This window comes from Proteus penneri, assembly GCF_003144535.1.
Lineage (GTDB): Bacteria > Pseudomonadota > Gammaproteobacteria > Enterobacterales > Enterobacteriaceae > Proteus > Proteus penneri.
Map to the genome: position 1 here is coordinate 56400 of NZ_PHFJ01000015.1, position 13652 is coordinate 70051.

Sequence of the window (13652 nt, forward strand, 5' to 3'; positions counted from 1 at the left end):
TTGAGAAGCAAAAAATGAATTAAAGATCTAACTCTAATGCTAATAACTCTTCTATTGTTTGGCGACGACGAATTAATTGAGGAACACCCTCTGTTATCAATACTTCAGGAATAAGTGGTCGACTATTATAATTTGATGACATTGAAGCACCATAAGCCCCTGTATCATGAATCACTAAATAATCACCTACCTGTGCTTGAGGCAATAAACGAGGAACAACCATACCTCCCTCTTGCTGAGTAAAAACATCTCCAGACTCACACAAAGGACCTGCCACAATCGTTTCTTGTAATTCTGTCATTGGTTTAATTTGACCATGGCTATCTAAAACTGAAATTTGATGATAACTGCCATACATTGCTGGGCGCATTAAATCACTAAATCCAGCATCCACCAGCACATAATGACGACTTCCCATTGATTTAACGGCTCTCACTTGTGAAATCAATACACCTGATTCAGCCACTAAGAAACGCCCCGGCTCAATTTCTAACTCAATTGAATGCCCTAAATGTTGTGCAATACGTTGGCGAGCCTTATCCCATAAAGAAAAATAGTGATCCAAATCGACCGTCGCATCCCCTTCTTGATAAGGCGTTGATAATCCGCCTCCTGCCGAAATAGCTTGAATATCAACTTGAGAGGTAAGCACTTGCTCTACCATCGCATCACAGACACTAGAAAGATGGTGATAATCAACACCAGAGCCAATATGCATATGAAAACCAACTAGAGTTAGATTGTATTGTTGGATCACAGCTAACGCTTCAGGCACATCTTCATACCAAATACCATGCTTACTATTTTCACCACCAGTATTGGTTTTTTGGCTATGACCATGCCCAAAGCCGGGATTAATTCTAATCCAAACCGCATGCCCTTGATTGCGTTTACCTAATTGACGAAGCATATCAATAGAGCCTGCATTAACAGGAATATCTAATTCAACAACACGTTCAATGGTTCTTTCATCAAGTAAATCAGCCGTAAAAACAATCTCACTTTTTTCTCTACCACCTTGATAACCCGCAACTAAAGCACGTTCAATCTCCCCTAATGAAACAGAATCAACTTTCACACCCTGTGCTTTCATTAAGCGTAAGATATGAATATTGGAACATGCTTTTTGAGCAAAACGAACCACATCAAAAGAGTTAAGCTGAGCAATACGCTGAGAAATTGTATCGCCTTGATAAATCCATAATGGCGTTCCATAAGTTTGTGCTAATTGGTATTGAGCCATAGTTATTGATGTTGTCATGTTATCTACTCATAAAAGTCACAGGTGAATAAAATCATTATTTATTAACTTAAAAGGGAATAAAAATATCAAATAAGCTACACTCTATTCATTTGTGATATAGGAATAGGCCATGAAAACTCCTTTTAATTGGCGGCATATTGAAATTTTTCATGCTGTGATGACTACTCAAAATCTTACTGAAGCTGCAGAGTTACTAAAAACATCACAACCCACTGTCAGTAGAGAGTTATCTCGTCTCGAGCATCTATTAGCATTTAAATTATTTGATAGAATAAAAGGCCGTTTACAACCCACGACTGAAGGATTACGCTTTTTTGAGGAAGTACAACGTTCTTATTATGGCTTAGATAGAATAATTAACGCAGCTGAAAACATTCGCTATTTTAACCAAGCAGAATTGAATATCACCTGCTTGCCCGCATTTGCTCAATCATTATTACCTTCAATATGTCGACAATTTCTAGATACATATCCTGATGTCAACTTGACCATCGTTCCTCAAGAATCCCCTTTATTAGAAGAGTGGTTATCCGCTCAACATTATGATTTAGGATTGACTGAACACACACAAACACCAGCAGGAACTCAACAAGAAACCATACTTACACTCAATGAAGTCGCTGTGTTACCTAAATCTCACCCATTATGTAAAAAGCGATTGTTATACCCTGCGGATTTTCAAAGTCAGCGCTTTATTAGCTTGTCTGCCAATGATAGCTACCGACAATTAATTGACACCGTATTTATTAAAGATGGAATTGGGCGACAACTCGTGATGGAAACGCAAAGTGCAGCCTCTATTTGTGCCATGGTAAGCGAGAATATCGGCATTTCAATAGTTAACCCTATCACCGCACTTGATTACATAGATAAATCTATTTGTCTTCGTCCTTTAAGTTTTTCTATTCCCTTTACCATCAGCTTAATTACTCCATCACATCGCCCTTCATCACAACTTGTTTCCTATTTTATTGATGTAATGAAAGAGGCATTATCAGATTACCCCAAACAACTAACTCAAGCTTTTGCCCGATAAAGCGAACCAATAAGGTGATGATGAAAACCATTCAACTAAGAAATCCAACAATGCTCTAACAGCGGCAGGCATATTTTGCCGGCTCGCTAAAACCGCATAAATTCCCATGGGTTGAGCTTGATAGTCAGACAAGACTTGTTCTAAGTCTCCATTATCAAGATAAGGTTTGGCAGAATAATAAGGTTGTAGCGATATGCCCGCTCCTTTTAACGTGGCTTGCAATAAAACAACCGATTCATTTGCACTTAAATTACCGCCAACAGGCACAGAATAACGTTCATCCCCCAAATTAAACTCCCACAAACTACGACCAAAAAATCGGTAAGTTAAACATTGATGCTGAGCCAGTTCATCTGGCGTTTGAGGTATACCTTTTTTTGCTAAGTAATCTTTATGAGCACACACTACCGAAAGACATGTCGCTAGTGAGCGTGCGATTAAATTAGGTTCAAGATGATTGGTAATACGTAAGGCAATATCAATACGCTCTTCCACCAAATTCACGGTTTGATTAGTAATTTGTAAATCAACCGCAATTAAAGGATAACGTTGCATAAACTCACATATCGCCACTGACAAAATACTATTTGCTAACGATTGTGAACTGGTAATACGAACAAGCCCACTGATTTGATGACGTTCTTTCGGAATATTGGCAGGAATACGTTCAGCCATTTCTAATAGCTGTAAACTCTGCTCATAAACCATTTCACCAACTGATGTTAAGCTTTGTTTGCGTGTCGTTCTATGCAATAAGCGCACGCCAGCCCACTCTTCCATTTCATTTAAATAACGCGTCACCATGGCTCTAGACATACCTAGATAATCAGCCGCTTTTATCATGCTTCCTTGTTTCACAATGGTTACAAACACTTCTGATGCTTTTATTTTATCCATTCTATTTACTCGATTTACGCAACAATTAATTGCCTAAAATAGGGTTTTTCTCTTGTTTTATGCAACATATTATAGTCAGCAACAACATTATGGAGAAAACAAAAGATGAAAAAATTACTGCCTTTAACACTTGCAACTACTGCGTTCTTCGCAACATCAACACTAGCAACTGATTTAACATTAGATATTTATAACCCAGGAGAAGCGAGTGTTTTTCCTGTTTCATCTGAAATAATTTATGGTGATAAAGATGCTGTTTTAATTGATGCACAGTTTCAAAAAAATGATGCACAAGCGTTAGTTGATAAGATAAAAGCCTCTGGAAAAAACCTGACTTATATCTATATCAGCCATTCTGATCCCGATTTTTATTTTGGGTTAGATGTCATTACTGATGCATTTCCAAATGCCAAAGTGATTGCTACAGAACCCACAATTAAAGCCATTAATGAAACTCAAGCAGGAAAACTTGCCTACTGGGGGCCTGTACTTAAAGAAAATGCTCCTCAGAAAATCATCCTTCCCGAAGTACTAAAAGGTGATAGTTTTCCGCTAGAAGGTGAAACCATTTCAGTCAAAGGGTTAGACGGACAATCTCCAGATAGAACATACCTTTATGTTCCAAAACTTAATGCAGTAATGGGCGGTGTTTTAGTTTCTGAAAATATTCATGTTTGGCTGGCAGACACTCAAACTGTGGAAGAACGCCAACATTGGATTAGTGCGTTACAACAAATAAAATCACTATCCCCAAAAACGGTTATTCCTGGTCACTATTTACCAAAAGCAACGTACAATCTACAAGCTGTTGACTTTACAATGAATTACCTAATTGAAGCTGAGAAAAATCTTGAAAAGACGAAAAATTCAGATGAATTTATTGCAGCTATGGAAAAAAATCATCAGAATTTAGCTGATAAATCAAGCCTAGAACTTAGTGCAAAAGTACTAAAAGGAGAGATGCAGTGGCCTCAGTAGCAAGCAATACAGGTAATACCCAAGGTACTAAAATATTGCACTATGTTTATGATCCTCTGTGTGGTTGGTGCTACGGCATTGCGCCTTTGATTGAAGTCGTAAGCAATGCATTTCCTAATTCCATTAAGTTACATGGTGGTGGATTATTTACATCTGCAAGAGCCGTAACGGGTGGTCAATCGTGGAAAGAGCACGTCACACCTATTGATGAACGTATTAGCCAGTTATCAGGTCAAGTTTTTAGTCACGCATACCGAGACACTCTTGGCAACACTGAAATGGTATTAAACTCACTGCTACCTATTTCAGCCATTCTTATTGCTGAAAGAATGGGAAAGCGAGATGTTTATTTATTAAAAGCACTACAAGAAGCCTATTACCTTGATGGCTTAAATATCAGTGATAAAGACACACTGTTATTTATTGTGAAAAAACTTGGCTTTGATGTTGAACAATTTGCATCCTTACTATCTGAAATTAGTGAAACACAAATTCAACAACATTTAAGCCAGACACAGCAATTAATGGCTCAAGTTAATGGTCGCGGTTTTCCTACGTTATTTATTGAAGATGCTCAAGGTTATCACCTAATACCAGTTGAAAAATATTTAGGCGATACAAAACGTTGGCAACAATTTATAACAGAAAATCTATGATCTCCTTTTCAGTGTGCTGATTAATTTCCGCACACTGCCTTCTTTATTTCTATTCTTACTCTTTGGTGGCCTTGTTATAATTTTCTAACCAAGAAGATTGAAACCAATTAATTAAAGGAGTGATAAGACGAAAAGTAGAAACTTAATACCATTAATGTTGAAAATGAAAGGCAAGAACCAAATGCCACTTTTTCTATACGATCTTTTGTTGTGATAAATACTGCACAATAAATACTTAATCCTAAAAAAGAACCTAATAAAAGAATATAGGGCAACTTTTCTAATCCACACCATGCACCAATAGCCCCAAATAATTTCACATCACCAAAACCTAAAACACATTTTTGGCAGATAAAATATCCCCACAGATAGATGCCATAAAAAAGCCCTACACCACCTAAAAAACCATAAAAAGCATGATCGAAAGGCACTAATCCATATGCAGTATAATTACACAACAACCCTAAAAATATTAACCAATAAGTCAATGTATTAGGCAGAAGAAAATAGTCCGCATCAAAGAAAGAGAGTATTAACAAATAAAAGCTTAATATAGAAAATAATATCAATAATGAAAGCGAATTAATTGAAACAAACCAATATAAACAAACAATAATATAGCTTATAGCAAGTTGTTTACGGCGGGTTTTAGGTAACAGAAATAATAGTGAAAAAGGCAGACAAAACTTAATAAAAACAAAAAAATCATGCAAAAAAGAAAGTAAAGGTATTTTTATAAAACAACAACGGCTTAATGGCATAAATATCTACTCCTTAGATACCTCGTTATCCTTGTTAAATGACTGTATAAGAGGATTTATTTGATACCGAGAATTTTCTTTATAATAACGATGAAAACATGAAATTTTGCGACAAAACACGCAATAAGATCCACGCTATAATAACAACAAAAGCAAAGTGATAACTTGCATGCCATAATGTCATGCGTATGATGCATATCACATATTTTATTTATCACGGTTAACCATCTTTTACGTAAGGGTTTCACGTTATGCGTATTCCTCGCATTTATCATCCAGAACCACTCACAGCAGGTACTCAAACAATATTAGGTGAAGAAGCATCTAATCATGTTGGGCGTGTATTAAGAATGTCTACTGGGCAAAAACTGGCTCTATTCGATGGTTCAAATCAGGTATTTGATGCTGAAATCATAGAAAGCACAAAAAAGTCAGTCACAGTGCAAGTTAATGTAGGCATTGTTGATGATAAAGAATCCCCTCTCGACCTCCATTTAGGGCAAGTGCTTTCACGAGGCGAGAAAATGGAGTTTACTATTCAAAAATCAGTTGAGTTAGGGGTTAATACGATCACACCACTGATCTCAGAACGCTGTGGTGTTAAACTTGACCCTAGCCGTTTAGAGAAAAAACATCAGCAATGGCAAAAAATTATTATCTCGGCATGCGAGCAATGTGGTAGAAATAGCATCCCACAATTAATGCCAGTGATGTCATTAGAAGAATGGTGTGCTCAAGATGATGGTAGTTTAAAACTCAATTTACATCCTCGGGCTAACCAACGTATTAATACCTTACCCTTACCTGTTAAAAAAGTGCGCTTGTTGATTGGCCCTGAGGGGGGACTTTCCCCTGAAGAAATCGCTATGACAGCAGAGCACAATTTTACTGATATTTTATTAGGTCCTCGTGTATTAAGAACTGAAACAACAGCACTCACCGCAATCACCGCTTTACAGGTTCGGTTCGGCGATCTGGGATAAAGGAGAAGTAATGATTAAATTAGGTATTGTGATGGACCCAATTTCATCCATCAAAATCAAAAAAGACACCAGCTTTGCCATGCTGTTAGAAGCACAACGTCGTGGCTGGGAAATTCATTATATGGAGATGAACGATCTTTACCTACACCAAGGTGAAGCACGCGCTCACACTCGTTTACTCAGCGTAGAAGAAAACCCAGAAAAATGGTTTGAGTTTGGTCAAGAGCAAGATATTGCTTTGGGTGAACTAGATACCATTTTAATGCGTAAAGATCCGCCTTTTGATACCGAATTTATCTACGCAACCTATATTTTAGAACGCGCTGAAGATATGGGAACACTGATAGTTAATAAGCCTCAAAGTTTACGTGACTGTAATGAAAAACTCTTTACTGCATGGTTCCCAACATTAACACCAGACACATTAGTCACTCGTGAAGCTAAACATTTACGTGCTTTCCATGAAAAACACGGTGATGTTATTTTCAAACCACTAGATGGTATGGGTGGAGCATCAATCTTCCGCTTGAAAAAAGATGATCCAAATGTAGGTGTTATTATTGAAACATTGACAGAACATGGTCATCGTTTTTGTATGGCACAAAATTTCCTACCTGAAATTGTTAACGGCGACAAACGTATTCTTGTTGTTGATGGCGAACCGGTGCCTTATTGCTTAGCTCGAATTCCTGCGAAAGGTGAAACACGAGGCAACTTAGCGGCTGGTGGCCGAGGTGAAGCACGTCCATTAACAGAAAGTGATTGGGCAATAGCCCGTCAAGTTGCACCTATTCTTAAGCAAAAGGGCCTTATTTTTGTTGGCTTAGATGTTATTGGCGATCGCTTGACTGAAATTAACGTCACAAGCCCAACTTGTGCGCGTGAAATTGAAGCGGCTTATCCTGATGTATCTATAACAGGCATGCTAATGGATGCGATTGAAGTACGCTTAAACAAAAAAAACTAACTTTTAGACACTCTCATTAAAGGGTTTAAAAGTCTGAACCTAGCCCCTACATATAAATAAGTGGTGTACATTAAGAAATACAATGTATAAAAGGGCTAGGTTTTTTACTAAAAATAATCAGGGAACAGTATTACTATTATGAATTTACTTAACCATTTTCTTATTGCTATGCCTTCATTGAGCGATCCGTTATTTGAGCGTTCGGTCGTCTATGTTTGCGAACATAATGAAAACGGTGCGATGGGCTTAATTATTAATAAACCTATCGAAGATATCTCAGTGGAAGGCGTATTAGATCAACTGGAAATTTTTTCAACGGACAGAGACGAAGCGATTAGCTTACAAAAACCTGTGATGTCAGGAGGCCCAGTTGCAGAAGAGCATGGTTTTATCTTACATACTCCGGTGTCCGGTTTTAGCTCTAGCATAAAAATCAGTGATAGCACCATGATCACAACATCCAAAGATGTATTAGAAACCTTGGGCACAGCAAGACAACCAGAAAAAACATTGGTCTCTCTAGGTTATTCTAGTTGGGAACAAGGCCAATTAGAGAAAGAAATTTTAGAAAATAGCTGGCTAACCGTTGAAGCCTCACCTCAAATTATTTTTGATACTCCTATTGCTGAACGTTGGCATAAAGCCGCTGAATTAATTGGAATTAATATCCACACCATTTCACCGATAGCGGGTCACGCATAATGTCAAACAAAACGGTAATGGGATTCGATTTCGGTACTAAAAGTATTGGCGTCGCTATCGGTCAAGAAATTACAGGAACAGCAAGACCTTTAGCTTCATTTAAAGCAAAAGATGGTATTCCTGATTGGGCTCAAATTGAAAAAATCATAAAAGAGTGGCAACCTGACTTAGTGGTTGTCGGCTTACCTCTTAATATGGATGGCACCGAACAGTTAGTCACAGCTCAAGCCAAAAAGTTTGCTAATCGCCTTCATGGTCGGTTTGGGGTACAAATTGCATTGCATGATGAACGCCTTAGCACCGTAGAAGCTCGCGCTCATCTTTTTGAACGAGGTGGATACCGTTCCTTAGATAAAGGCAGTGTAGATGCAGCGTCTGCCGTTATTATTCTTGAAAGCTGGTTTGAACAGCAATGCTAACAAGTGCCAGTCATGTAAAACGACTGTTCTTATTAATCTCGCTCTTAATCAATTAATCTCGTTGAATTAATCCTTCATGTTGACGTTGTTGGCGACTTAACATGAAGGTTTGCATGCCATATTCACTACCCGTTTGCATTAATGTTGTTACCTGGTGATATTTCCCTTCTCTAATAAGATGTGAAATGCCTTGCGTAACCTGCATTATTTCAAATAATGCCACTCGCCCACCATCAGTTGAAGGCACCAACTCTTGTGAAATTATCGCCCTCAAACTGCACGCTAATTGTGATGAAATCCATTGTCGCTCATTACCTGTAAATACATTAGTCACGCGCTCAAGCGTTTGTACCGCCCCTTGGGTATGCAATGTTGCTAACACCAAATGTCCTGTTTCTGCTGCCGTTAATGCCAACTTAATGCTTTGTACATCTCTTAACTCACCTAGCATAATAACGTCTGGATCTTGACGTAAAGCACTCTTTATTGCACTTGCGCTATTTTGCACATCACGTCCAATCTCTCGTTGCTGAACAACACTTTGTTTATTGCTATGTATAAATTCGATTGGATCTTCTAATGTCAAAATATGCTGACGTTGATATTGATTTAAATGATTGATCATCGCGGCTAATGTTGATGACTTGCCACTGCCTGTAGCCCCAGTAACTAAAATAAGCCCATGAGAATAATTATCTAATAATGTTGAAACCGACTTAGGTACTCGAAGTTTATCTAAAGAAGGAATTTGTGTTTCAATTATTCTTAATACTGCAGAAACACCTTTTTGTTGACGAAATAAATTAACACGCAGTCGTTGTCCACAAGACAGTGTAAGCGCGGTATCAACCTGCCCTTCATTTTCAAAAGTTTGCTTTTGAACATCACTTAAAAAAGGCCTGAACCACGTTAGTAAACTATCTGAAGTGATAGGTTTACATTGATTTTGTTGATAAAGTATTCCATTGATCCGTAATCGTGGTACATCGCCACAACAAAGATGCAGATCAGACGCGTTATGCTTTACACTATACGCAATTAAATTTTCCATTTTCATCTTATTATCTCCTGAGTTGCCATGAATACTATTAAACAGAATCTCGTCAATGTCAGGTCTCACATTGACACAGTAGCGCAGAAATGCGGCCGTTCTTCAGAAGAAATAACACTACTTGCAGTGAGCAAAACAAAACCTGCGAGCGACATCGAAAAAGCAATCGCGTGTGGACAAACTGAATTTGGTGAAAATTATGTCCAAGAAGGCGTTGATAAAATCCATTATTTTGCTGATAACCACACCTTAGTTTGGCACTTTATTGGCCCTTTACAGTCAAATAAAACACGCCTTGTTGCTGAGAATTTTGATTGGTGCCATACCATTGATAGATTAAAAATCGCGCAAAGATTAAGTGATCAACGTCCGGCTTCATTGCCACCATTAAATGTACTTATTCAAATCAATATCAGTGATGAAAACAGCAAATCAGGGATTAGTCTCACTGAACTTGATGGGTTAGCGGCACAAATTTCTATTCTTTCAGGCATTAAATTACGCGGATTAATGGCTATCCCAGCACCTGAAAGCAAGTATGACAAACAAGTTGAAGTGTTAGAAAAAATGCATCTTGCATTTAAGCAATTACAATCTCAATATCCCGATATAGATACGTTATCTATGGGAATGACGAGTGATATGGAAGCAGCTATTGCTTGTGGTTCAACACTCGTTCGTATTGGTACAGCAATTTTTGGCGCAAGGAATTACGCGACTAAGTAAAAATAGAGGTTTATATGGAACATCGTAACATCGCTTTTATTGGCGCTGGAAATATGGCTCAGGCCATTATTGCAGGGTTGGTTCAAGGTGGATATCCTGCACATAAGATAACCGTCAGTTCACCTTCTTCCGTTCGCCGTGAACCTTTAGAAAAAGAGTTCGGCATTCATAGTACTAATGACAATATTGATGCTGTTCAAAAAGCAGATGTTATTGTACTGGCAGTAAAACCACAAATGATGGAAGAAGTTTGTAAGCCCTTACAAAATATCGCAATGAGTAAAAAGTTAGTCCTCACTATCGCGGCTGGTATTCCTGCTACACGATATAACGACTATTTTGCAACTCAATTACAACTCGTTCGTATTATGCCAAATACTCCAGCACTGGTAGGTAAAGGCTTAAGTGGTATGTTCGCGCACAATTCACTTTCATCTCAAGATAAACAGTTTGCCGACGAATTAATGAAAAGTGTCGGAACAACTGTTTGGGTAGAGCAAGAATCTGCCATCAATGATATTATCGCCGTTGCTGGTAGTGCACCTGCTTATTTCTTCTTGTTTATGGAATCAATGCAACAAGAAGCTGAACGTTTAGGTTTTTCACCTGATGTAGCAAGAGCCATCGTGCAACAAGCAGCAAGTGGTTCTACTGCCTTAGCTGAAAAACAACATATGTTACCTTTCTCAACTTTACGCGAACAGGTAACATCAAAAGGTGGAACGACAGCGGCTGCACTTATGCAGTTTTATGAAGGTAAATTACCTGAAAACGTCGCTTCTGCCATGCAAGCTGCGATTAAACGTGCGCAAGAAATGGAAAAACAATTTTAATTTCATCAGGGCCAACTAATGAATTTTTTAAATTTCGTCATTCTGACTCTTCTTCAACTCTACACATCCGTCCTTCTATTACGTGTTTGGATGCAATGTGTCAGAGCTGATTTTTATAATCCTTTTTCACAATTTATCGTCAAGATCACACAACCAATTGTTCGCCCATTAAGAAGCGTTATTCCTTCTATTGGCCCTATTGATACCGCTTCAGTCTTATTAGCCTATATACTCATTCTGCTTGGCATTATTATTCCATCTTACTTATCAGGAACATCAATTCCTTTCTCTTTAATGTTCCCATTTGCCTTTATTGAACTGCTCACAGCAGCAGGTAAGATGATTTTTTGGTTGATCATTATCCGCGCAATTCTTAGCTGGGTAAGCCAAGGACGTAACCCAATTGATCATCTTTTATTTCAATTAACAGAACCTTTAATGGCACCCATTCGTCGTATCATTCCGGCAATGGGCGGTTTAGATTTCTCTGCAATGATTGTTATTCTTGTGCTTTACGCTCTAAATTATCTGCGCGTAGACGTTTTACAATGGTTACTTAGCGTAACGCTTTACTGAGGATGACACTCATGCAAAAAGTTGTTCTCGCAACAGGAAATCCGGGAAAGGTCAAAGAGCTAGCCTCTTTGCTTTCTGATTTTGGTTTAGATATTGTTGCTCAAACAGAACTTGGTGTTGATTCAGTTGAAGAAACTGGCTTAACCTTTGTTGAAAATGCACTGATTAAAGCACGTCATGCGGCAAAAGTGACAGGTCTTCCAGCAATTGCTGATGACTCAGGTATTTCGGTAGATGCGTTAGGCGGTGCTCCGGGTATTTACTCAGCACGCTATGCAGGTATTGATGCAAGCGATCAGCAAAATCTGGATAAATTGCTTAATGCAATGAAAGATATTCCTGCTGAAAAACGCCAAGCACAATTTAACTGTGTATTGGTTTATATGCGCCATGAGAACGACCCCACTCCGCTGATTTTCCACGGTATTTGGCACGGCGTATTAAGCACTGAAATGCACGGTGAAGGAGGATTTGGCTACGATCCTATTTTCTTTGTTCCTGAATTAAATTGCACTGCTGCGCAATTAACTAAAGAGCAAAAAAATCAGCATTCGCATCGTGGTAAAGCACTTAAATTAATGTTGGATGCCCTTAAGAATGCTTAAGTTGCCCCCATTAAGTTTATATATTCATATTCCTTGGTGCGTACAAAAATGCCCTTATTGTGATTTCAACTCACACACCTTAAAGGGTGAAGTACCGCATCAGGAATATGTGCAACATTTACTCAATGATTTAGATGCTGATCTTATTCATGTTGGTTCTCGTGAAGTTCAAACAATATTTATTGGTGGTGGAACACCAAGTTTATTAAGTGCTGAATCAATGGCTGATTTGCTTTATGGCGTTAAAGAACGCCTAGCTGTTAGCCCGAATGCAGAAATTACCATGGAAGCGAATCCAGGAACCGTAGAAGCTGAGCGCTTTGCTGGATTCCAACGTGCTGGCGTAAATCGTATTTCTATTGGTGTGCAAAGTTTCGGTAATGATAAACTTATTCGCTTAGGGCGCATTCATGATGCAGATGAAGCTAAAAATGCGGCTCGTTTAGCCAAAAAATTAGGCTTACGGAGCTTTAATTTAGATTTAATGCATGGTTTACCAGACCAATCATTATCTCAAGCGCTTTCGGATTTACAGCAAGCAATAGAATTATCGCCACCCCATTTGTCTTGGTATCAATTAACCATTGAACCCAACACACAATTTGGTTCCCGTCCGCCTAAATTACCTGATGACGATATGCTGTGGGATATTTTTTCAGAAGGCGATAAATTATTGACAGCCGCAGGATATCAACAATATGAAACATCGGCATATTGCAAACCGGGCTTTCAGTGTGAACACAATTTAAACTATTGGCGTTTTGGGGATTATTTAGGTATCGGTTGTGGTGCTCATGGAAAAATAAGCTTTGAAGATGGTCGCATCATGCGAACAGTAAAAACCAAGCACCCTAAAGGTTTTATGGAAGGCCGTTATCTTGACCAGCAACATTTTGTTGATAATGATGATCGTCCATTTGAATTTTTTATGAACCGTTTTCGTCTATTAGAAGCATTTCCAAGACAGGATTTCAGCGATTATACTGGGCTTTCTGAAGAGGTTATTCGCCATCAGATAGATGAAGCTTTGGCTTTAGGTTATATCAGTGAAACAGACACACACTGGCAAATTACGCCTCATGGCAAGCTATTCCTCAACTCATTGCTTGAACTATTTCTATAATATTACTGATTTCAAATAGTTCGCTTGAAAAATGCCCATACTGTTATTCTCAGTTGGGCATTTCTCTTTAATAAC

16 protein-coding genes are annotated in these 13652 nt (G+C 38.3%); 12 read left to right on the plus strand and 4 right to left on the minus strand.

Features of this window, described 5'->3' with window-relative positions; all coding sequences use genetic code 11:
• Positions 1-19 precede the first annotated feature (19 nt).
• The gene (lysA, locus tag CUB63_RS16260; protein ID WP_109848511.1) at positions 20-1261 is read right to left on the minus strand and encodes a diaminopimelate decarboxylase; all 1242 of its coding nucleotides are present in this window, start codon (positions 1259-1261) and stop codon (positions 20-22) included.
• 112 nt (positions 1262-1373) lie between these two features.
• Here lysA and CUB63_RS16265 point away from each other — a divergent pair, with 112 nt between their 5' ends.
• Positions 1374-2300 (plus strand): LysR family transcriptional regulator, encoded by a 927-nt coding sequence (locus tag CUB63_RS16265; RefSeq protein ID WP_109848512.1) that lies wholly within the window; start codon positions 1374-1376, stop codon positions 2298-2300.
• On the opposite strand, the gene CUB63_RS16270 is transcribed toward CUB63_RS16265, so the two are convergent.
• Positions 2277-3197, minus strand: coding sequence for a LysR family transcriptional regulator (locus tag CUB63_RS16270; RefSeq protein WP_109396335.1), 921 nt, complete (start codon positions 3195-3197; stop codon positions 2277-2279). The two genes, CUB63_RS16265 and CUB63_RS16270, sit on opposite strands and share 24 nt — an antisense overlap.
• 105 nt (positions 3198-3302) lie before the next feature.
• Here CUB63_RS16270 and CUB63_RS16275 point away from each other — a divergent pair, with 105 nt between their 5' ends.
• Both CUB63_RS16275 and CUB63_RS16280 read left to right on the plus strand, forming a co-directional pair.
• Positions 3303-4175, plus strand: a complete 873-nt coding sequence (locus tag CUB63_RS16275; protein ID WP_006534812.1) for an MBL fold metallo-hydrolase — start codon at positions 3303-3305, stop codon at positions 4173-4175.
• Positions 4163-4831 (plus strand): DsbA family protein, encoded by a 669-nt coding sequence (locus CUB63_RS16280; protein ID WP_109848513.1) that lies wholly within the window; start codon positions 4163-4165, stop codon positions 4829-4831. Before CUB63_RS16275 ends, CUB63_RS16280 begins: the two co-directional genes overlap by 13 nt.
• 107 nt (positions 4832-4938) lie before the next feature.
• Here the strand turns inward: CUB63_RS16280 and CUB63_RS16285 are convergent, their stop codons facing one another.
• Entirely contained in the window at positions 4939-5592 is a 654-nt protein-coding gene (locus CUB63_RS16285; protein ID WP_109399044.1) for a prepilin peptidase, read from the minus strand.
• Positions 5593-5843: 251 nt separating this feature from the next.
• On the opposite strand from CUB63_RS16285, the gene rsmE reads away from it, so the two are divergent.
• The 4 genes from rsmE (at position 5844) to ruvX (ending at position 8663) form a co-directional block, all read left to right on the plus strand.
• Positions 5844-6575 (plus strand): 16S rRNA (uracil(1498)-N(3))-methyltransferase, encoded by a 732-nt coding sequence (gene rsmE / locus CUB63_RS16290; protein ID WP_109848514.1) that lies wholly within the window; start codon positions 5844-5846, stop codon positions 6573-6575.
• Positions 6576-6585: 10 nt separating this feature from the next.
• Entirely contained in the window at positions 6586-7542 is a 957-nt protein-coding gene (gene gshB / locus CUB63_RS16295; protein WP_023581014.1) for a glutathione synthase, read from the plus strand.
• A 138-nt stretch (positions 7543-7680) separates the two neighbouring features.
• On the plus strand, positions 7681-8244 hold the full coding sequence (locus CUB63_RS16300; RefSeq protein ID WP_023581015.1) for a YqgE/AlgH family protein: 564 nt from the start codon (positions 7681-7683) through the stop codon (positions 8242-8244).
• Positions 8244-8663 carry a Holliday junction resolvase RuvX gene (gene ruvX, locus CUB63_RS16305; RefSeq protein ID WP_006534822.1) on the plus strand — a complete coding sequence of 140 codons (420 nt, stop codon included), beginning with the start codon at positions 8244-8246 and terminating at the stop codon, positions 8661-8663. The genes CUB63_RS16300 and ruvX overlap by 1 nt, the downstream gene beginning before the upstream one ends.
• A gap of 52 nt (positions 8664-8715) precedes the next feature.
• Here ruvX and CUB63_RS16310 read toward each other — a convergent pair whose 3' ends face one another.
• Positions 8716-9720: a type IV pilus twitching motility protein PilT gene (locus tag CUB63_RS16310; RefSeq protein ID WP_072063542.1), complete on the minus strand. Its 1005-nt coding sequence runs from the start codon at positions 9718-9720 to the stop codon at positions 8716-8718.
• A 21-nt stretch (positions 9721-9741) separates the two neighbouring features.
• Between CUB63_RS16310 and CUB63_RS16315 the strand changes: the two genes are divergently transcribed.
• The 5 genes from CUB63_RS16315 to hemW are packed head-to-tail and all read left to right on the plus strand — an operon-like array spanning position 9742 to position 13577.
• A complete protein-coding gene (locus tag CUB63_RS16315; protein ID WP_109848515.1) occupies positions 9742-10440 on the plus strand; it encodes a YggS family pyridoxal phosphate-dependent enzyme in 699 nt (232 codons plus the stop codon).
• Positions 10441-10454: 14 nt separating this feature from the next.
• A complete protein-coding gene (gene proC, locus CUB63_RS16320; protein WP_072063544.1) occupies positions 10455-11273 on the plus strand; it encodes a pyrroline-5-carboxylate reductase in 819 nt (272 codons plus the stop codon).
• An 18-nt stretch (positions 11274-11291) separates the two neighbouring features.
• A complete protein-coding gene (locus tag CUB63_RS16325) occupies positions 11292-11849 on the plus strand; it encodes a YggT family protein (protein ID WP_006534828.1) in 558 nt (185 codons plus the stop codon).
• Positions 11850-11860: 11 nt separating this feature from the next.
• Positions 11861-12454 carry an XTP/dITP diphosphatase gene (locus CUB63_RS16330; protein WP_072063545.1) on the plus strand — a complete coding sequence of 198 codons (594 nt, stop codon included), beginning with the start codon at positions 11861-11863 and terminating at the stop codon, positions 12452-12454.
• A complete protein-coding gene (gene hemW / locus CUB63_RS16335; protein WP_109848516.1) occupies positions 12447-13577 on the plus strand; it encodes a radical SAM family heme chaperone HemW in 1131 nt (376 codons plus the stop codon). Before CUB63_RS16330 ends, hemW begins: the two co-directional genes overlap by 8 nt.
• Positions 13578-13652 lie beyond the last annotated feature (75 nt).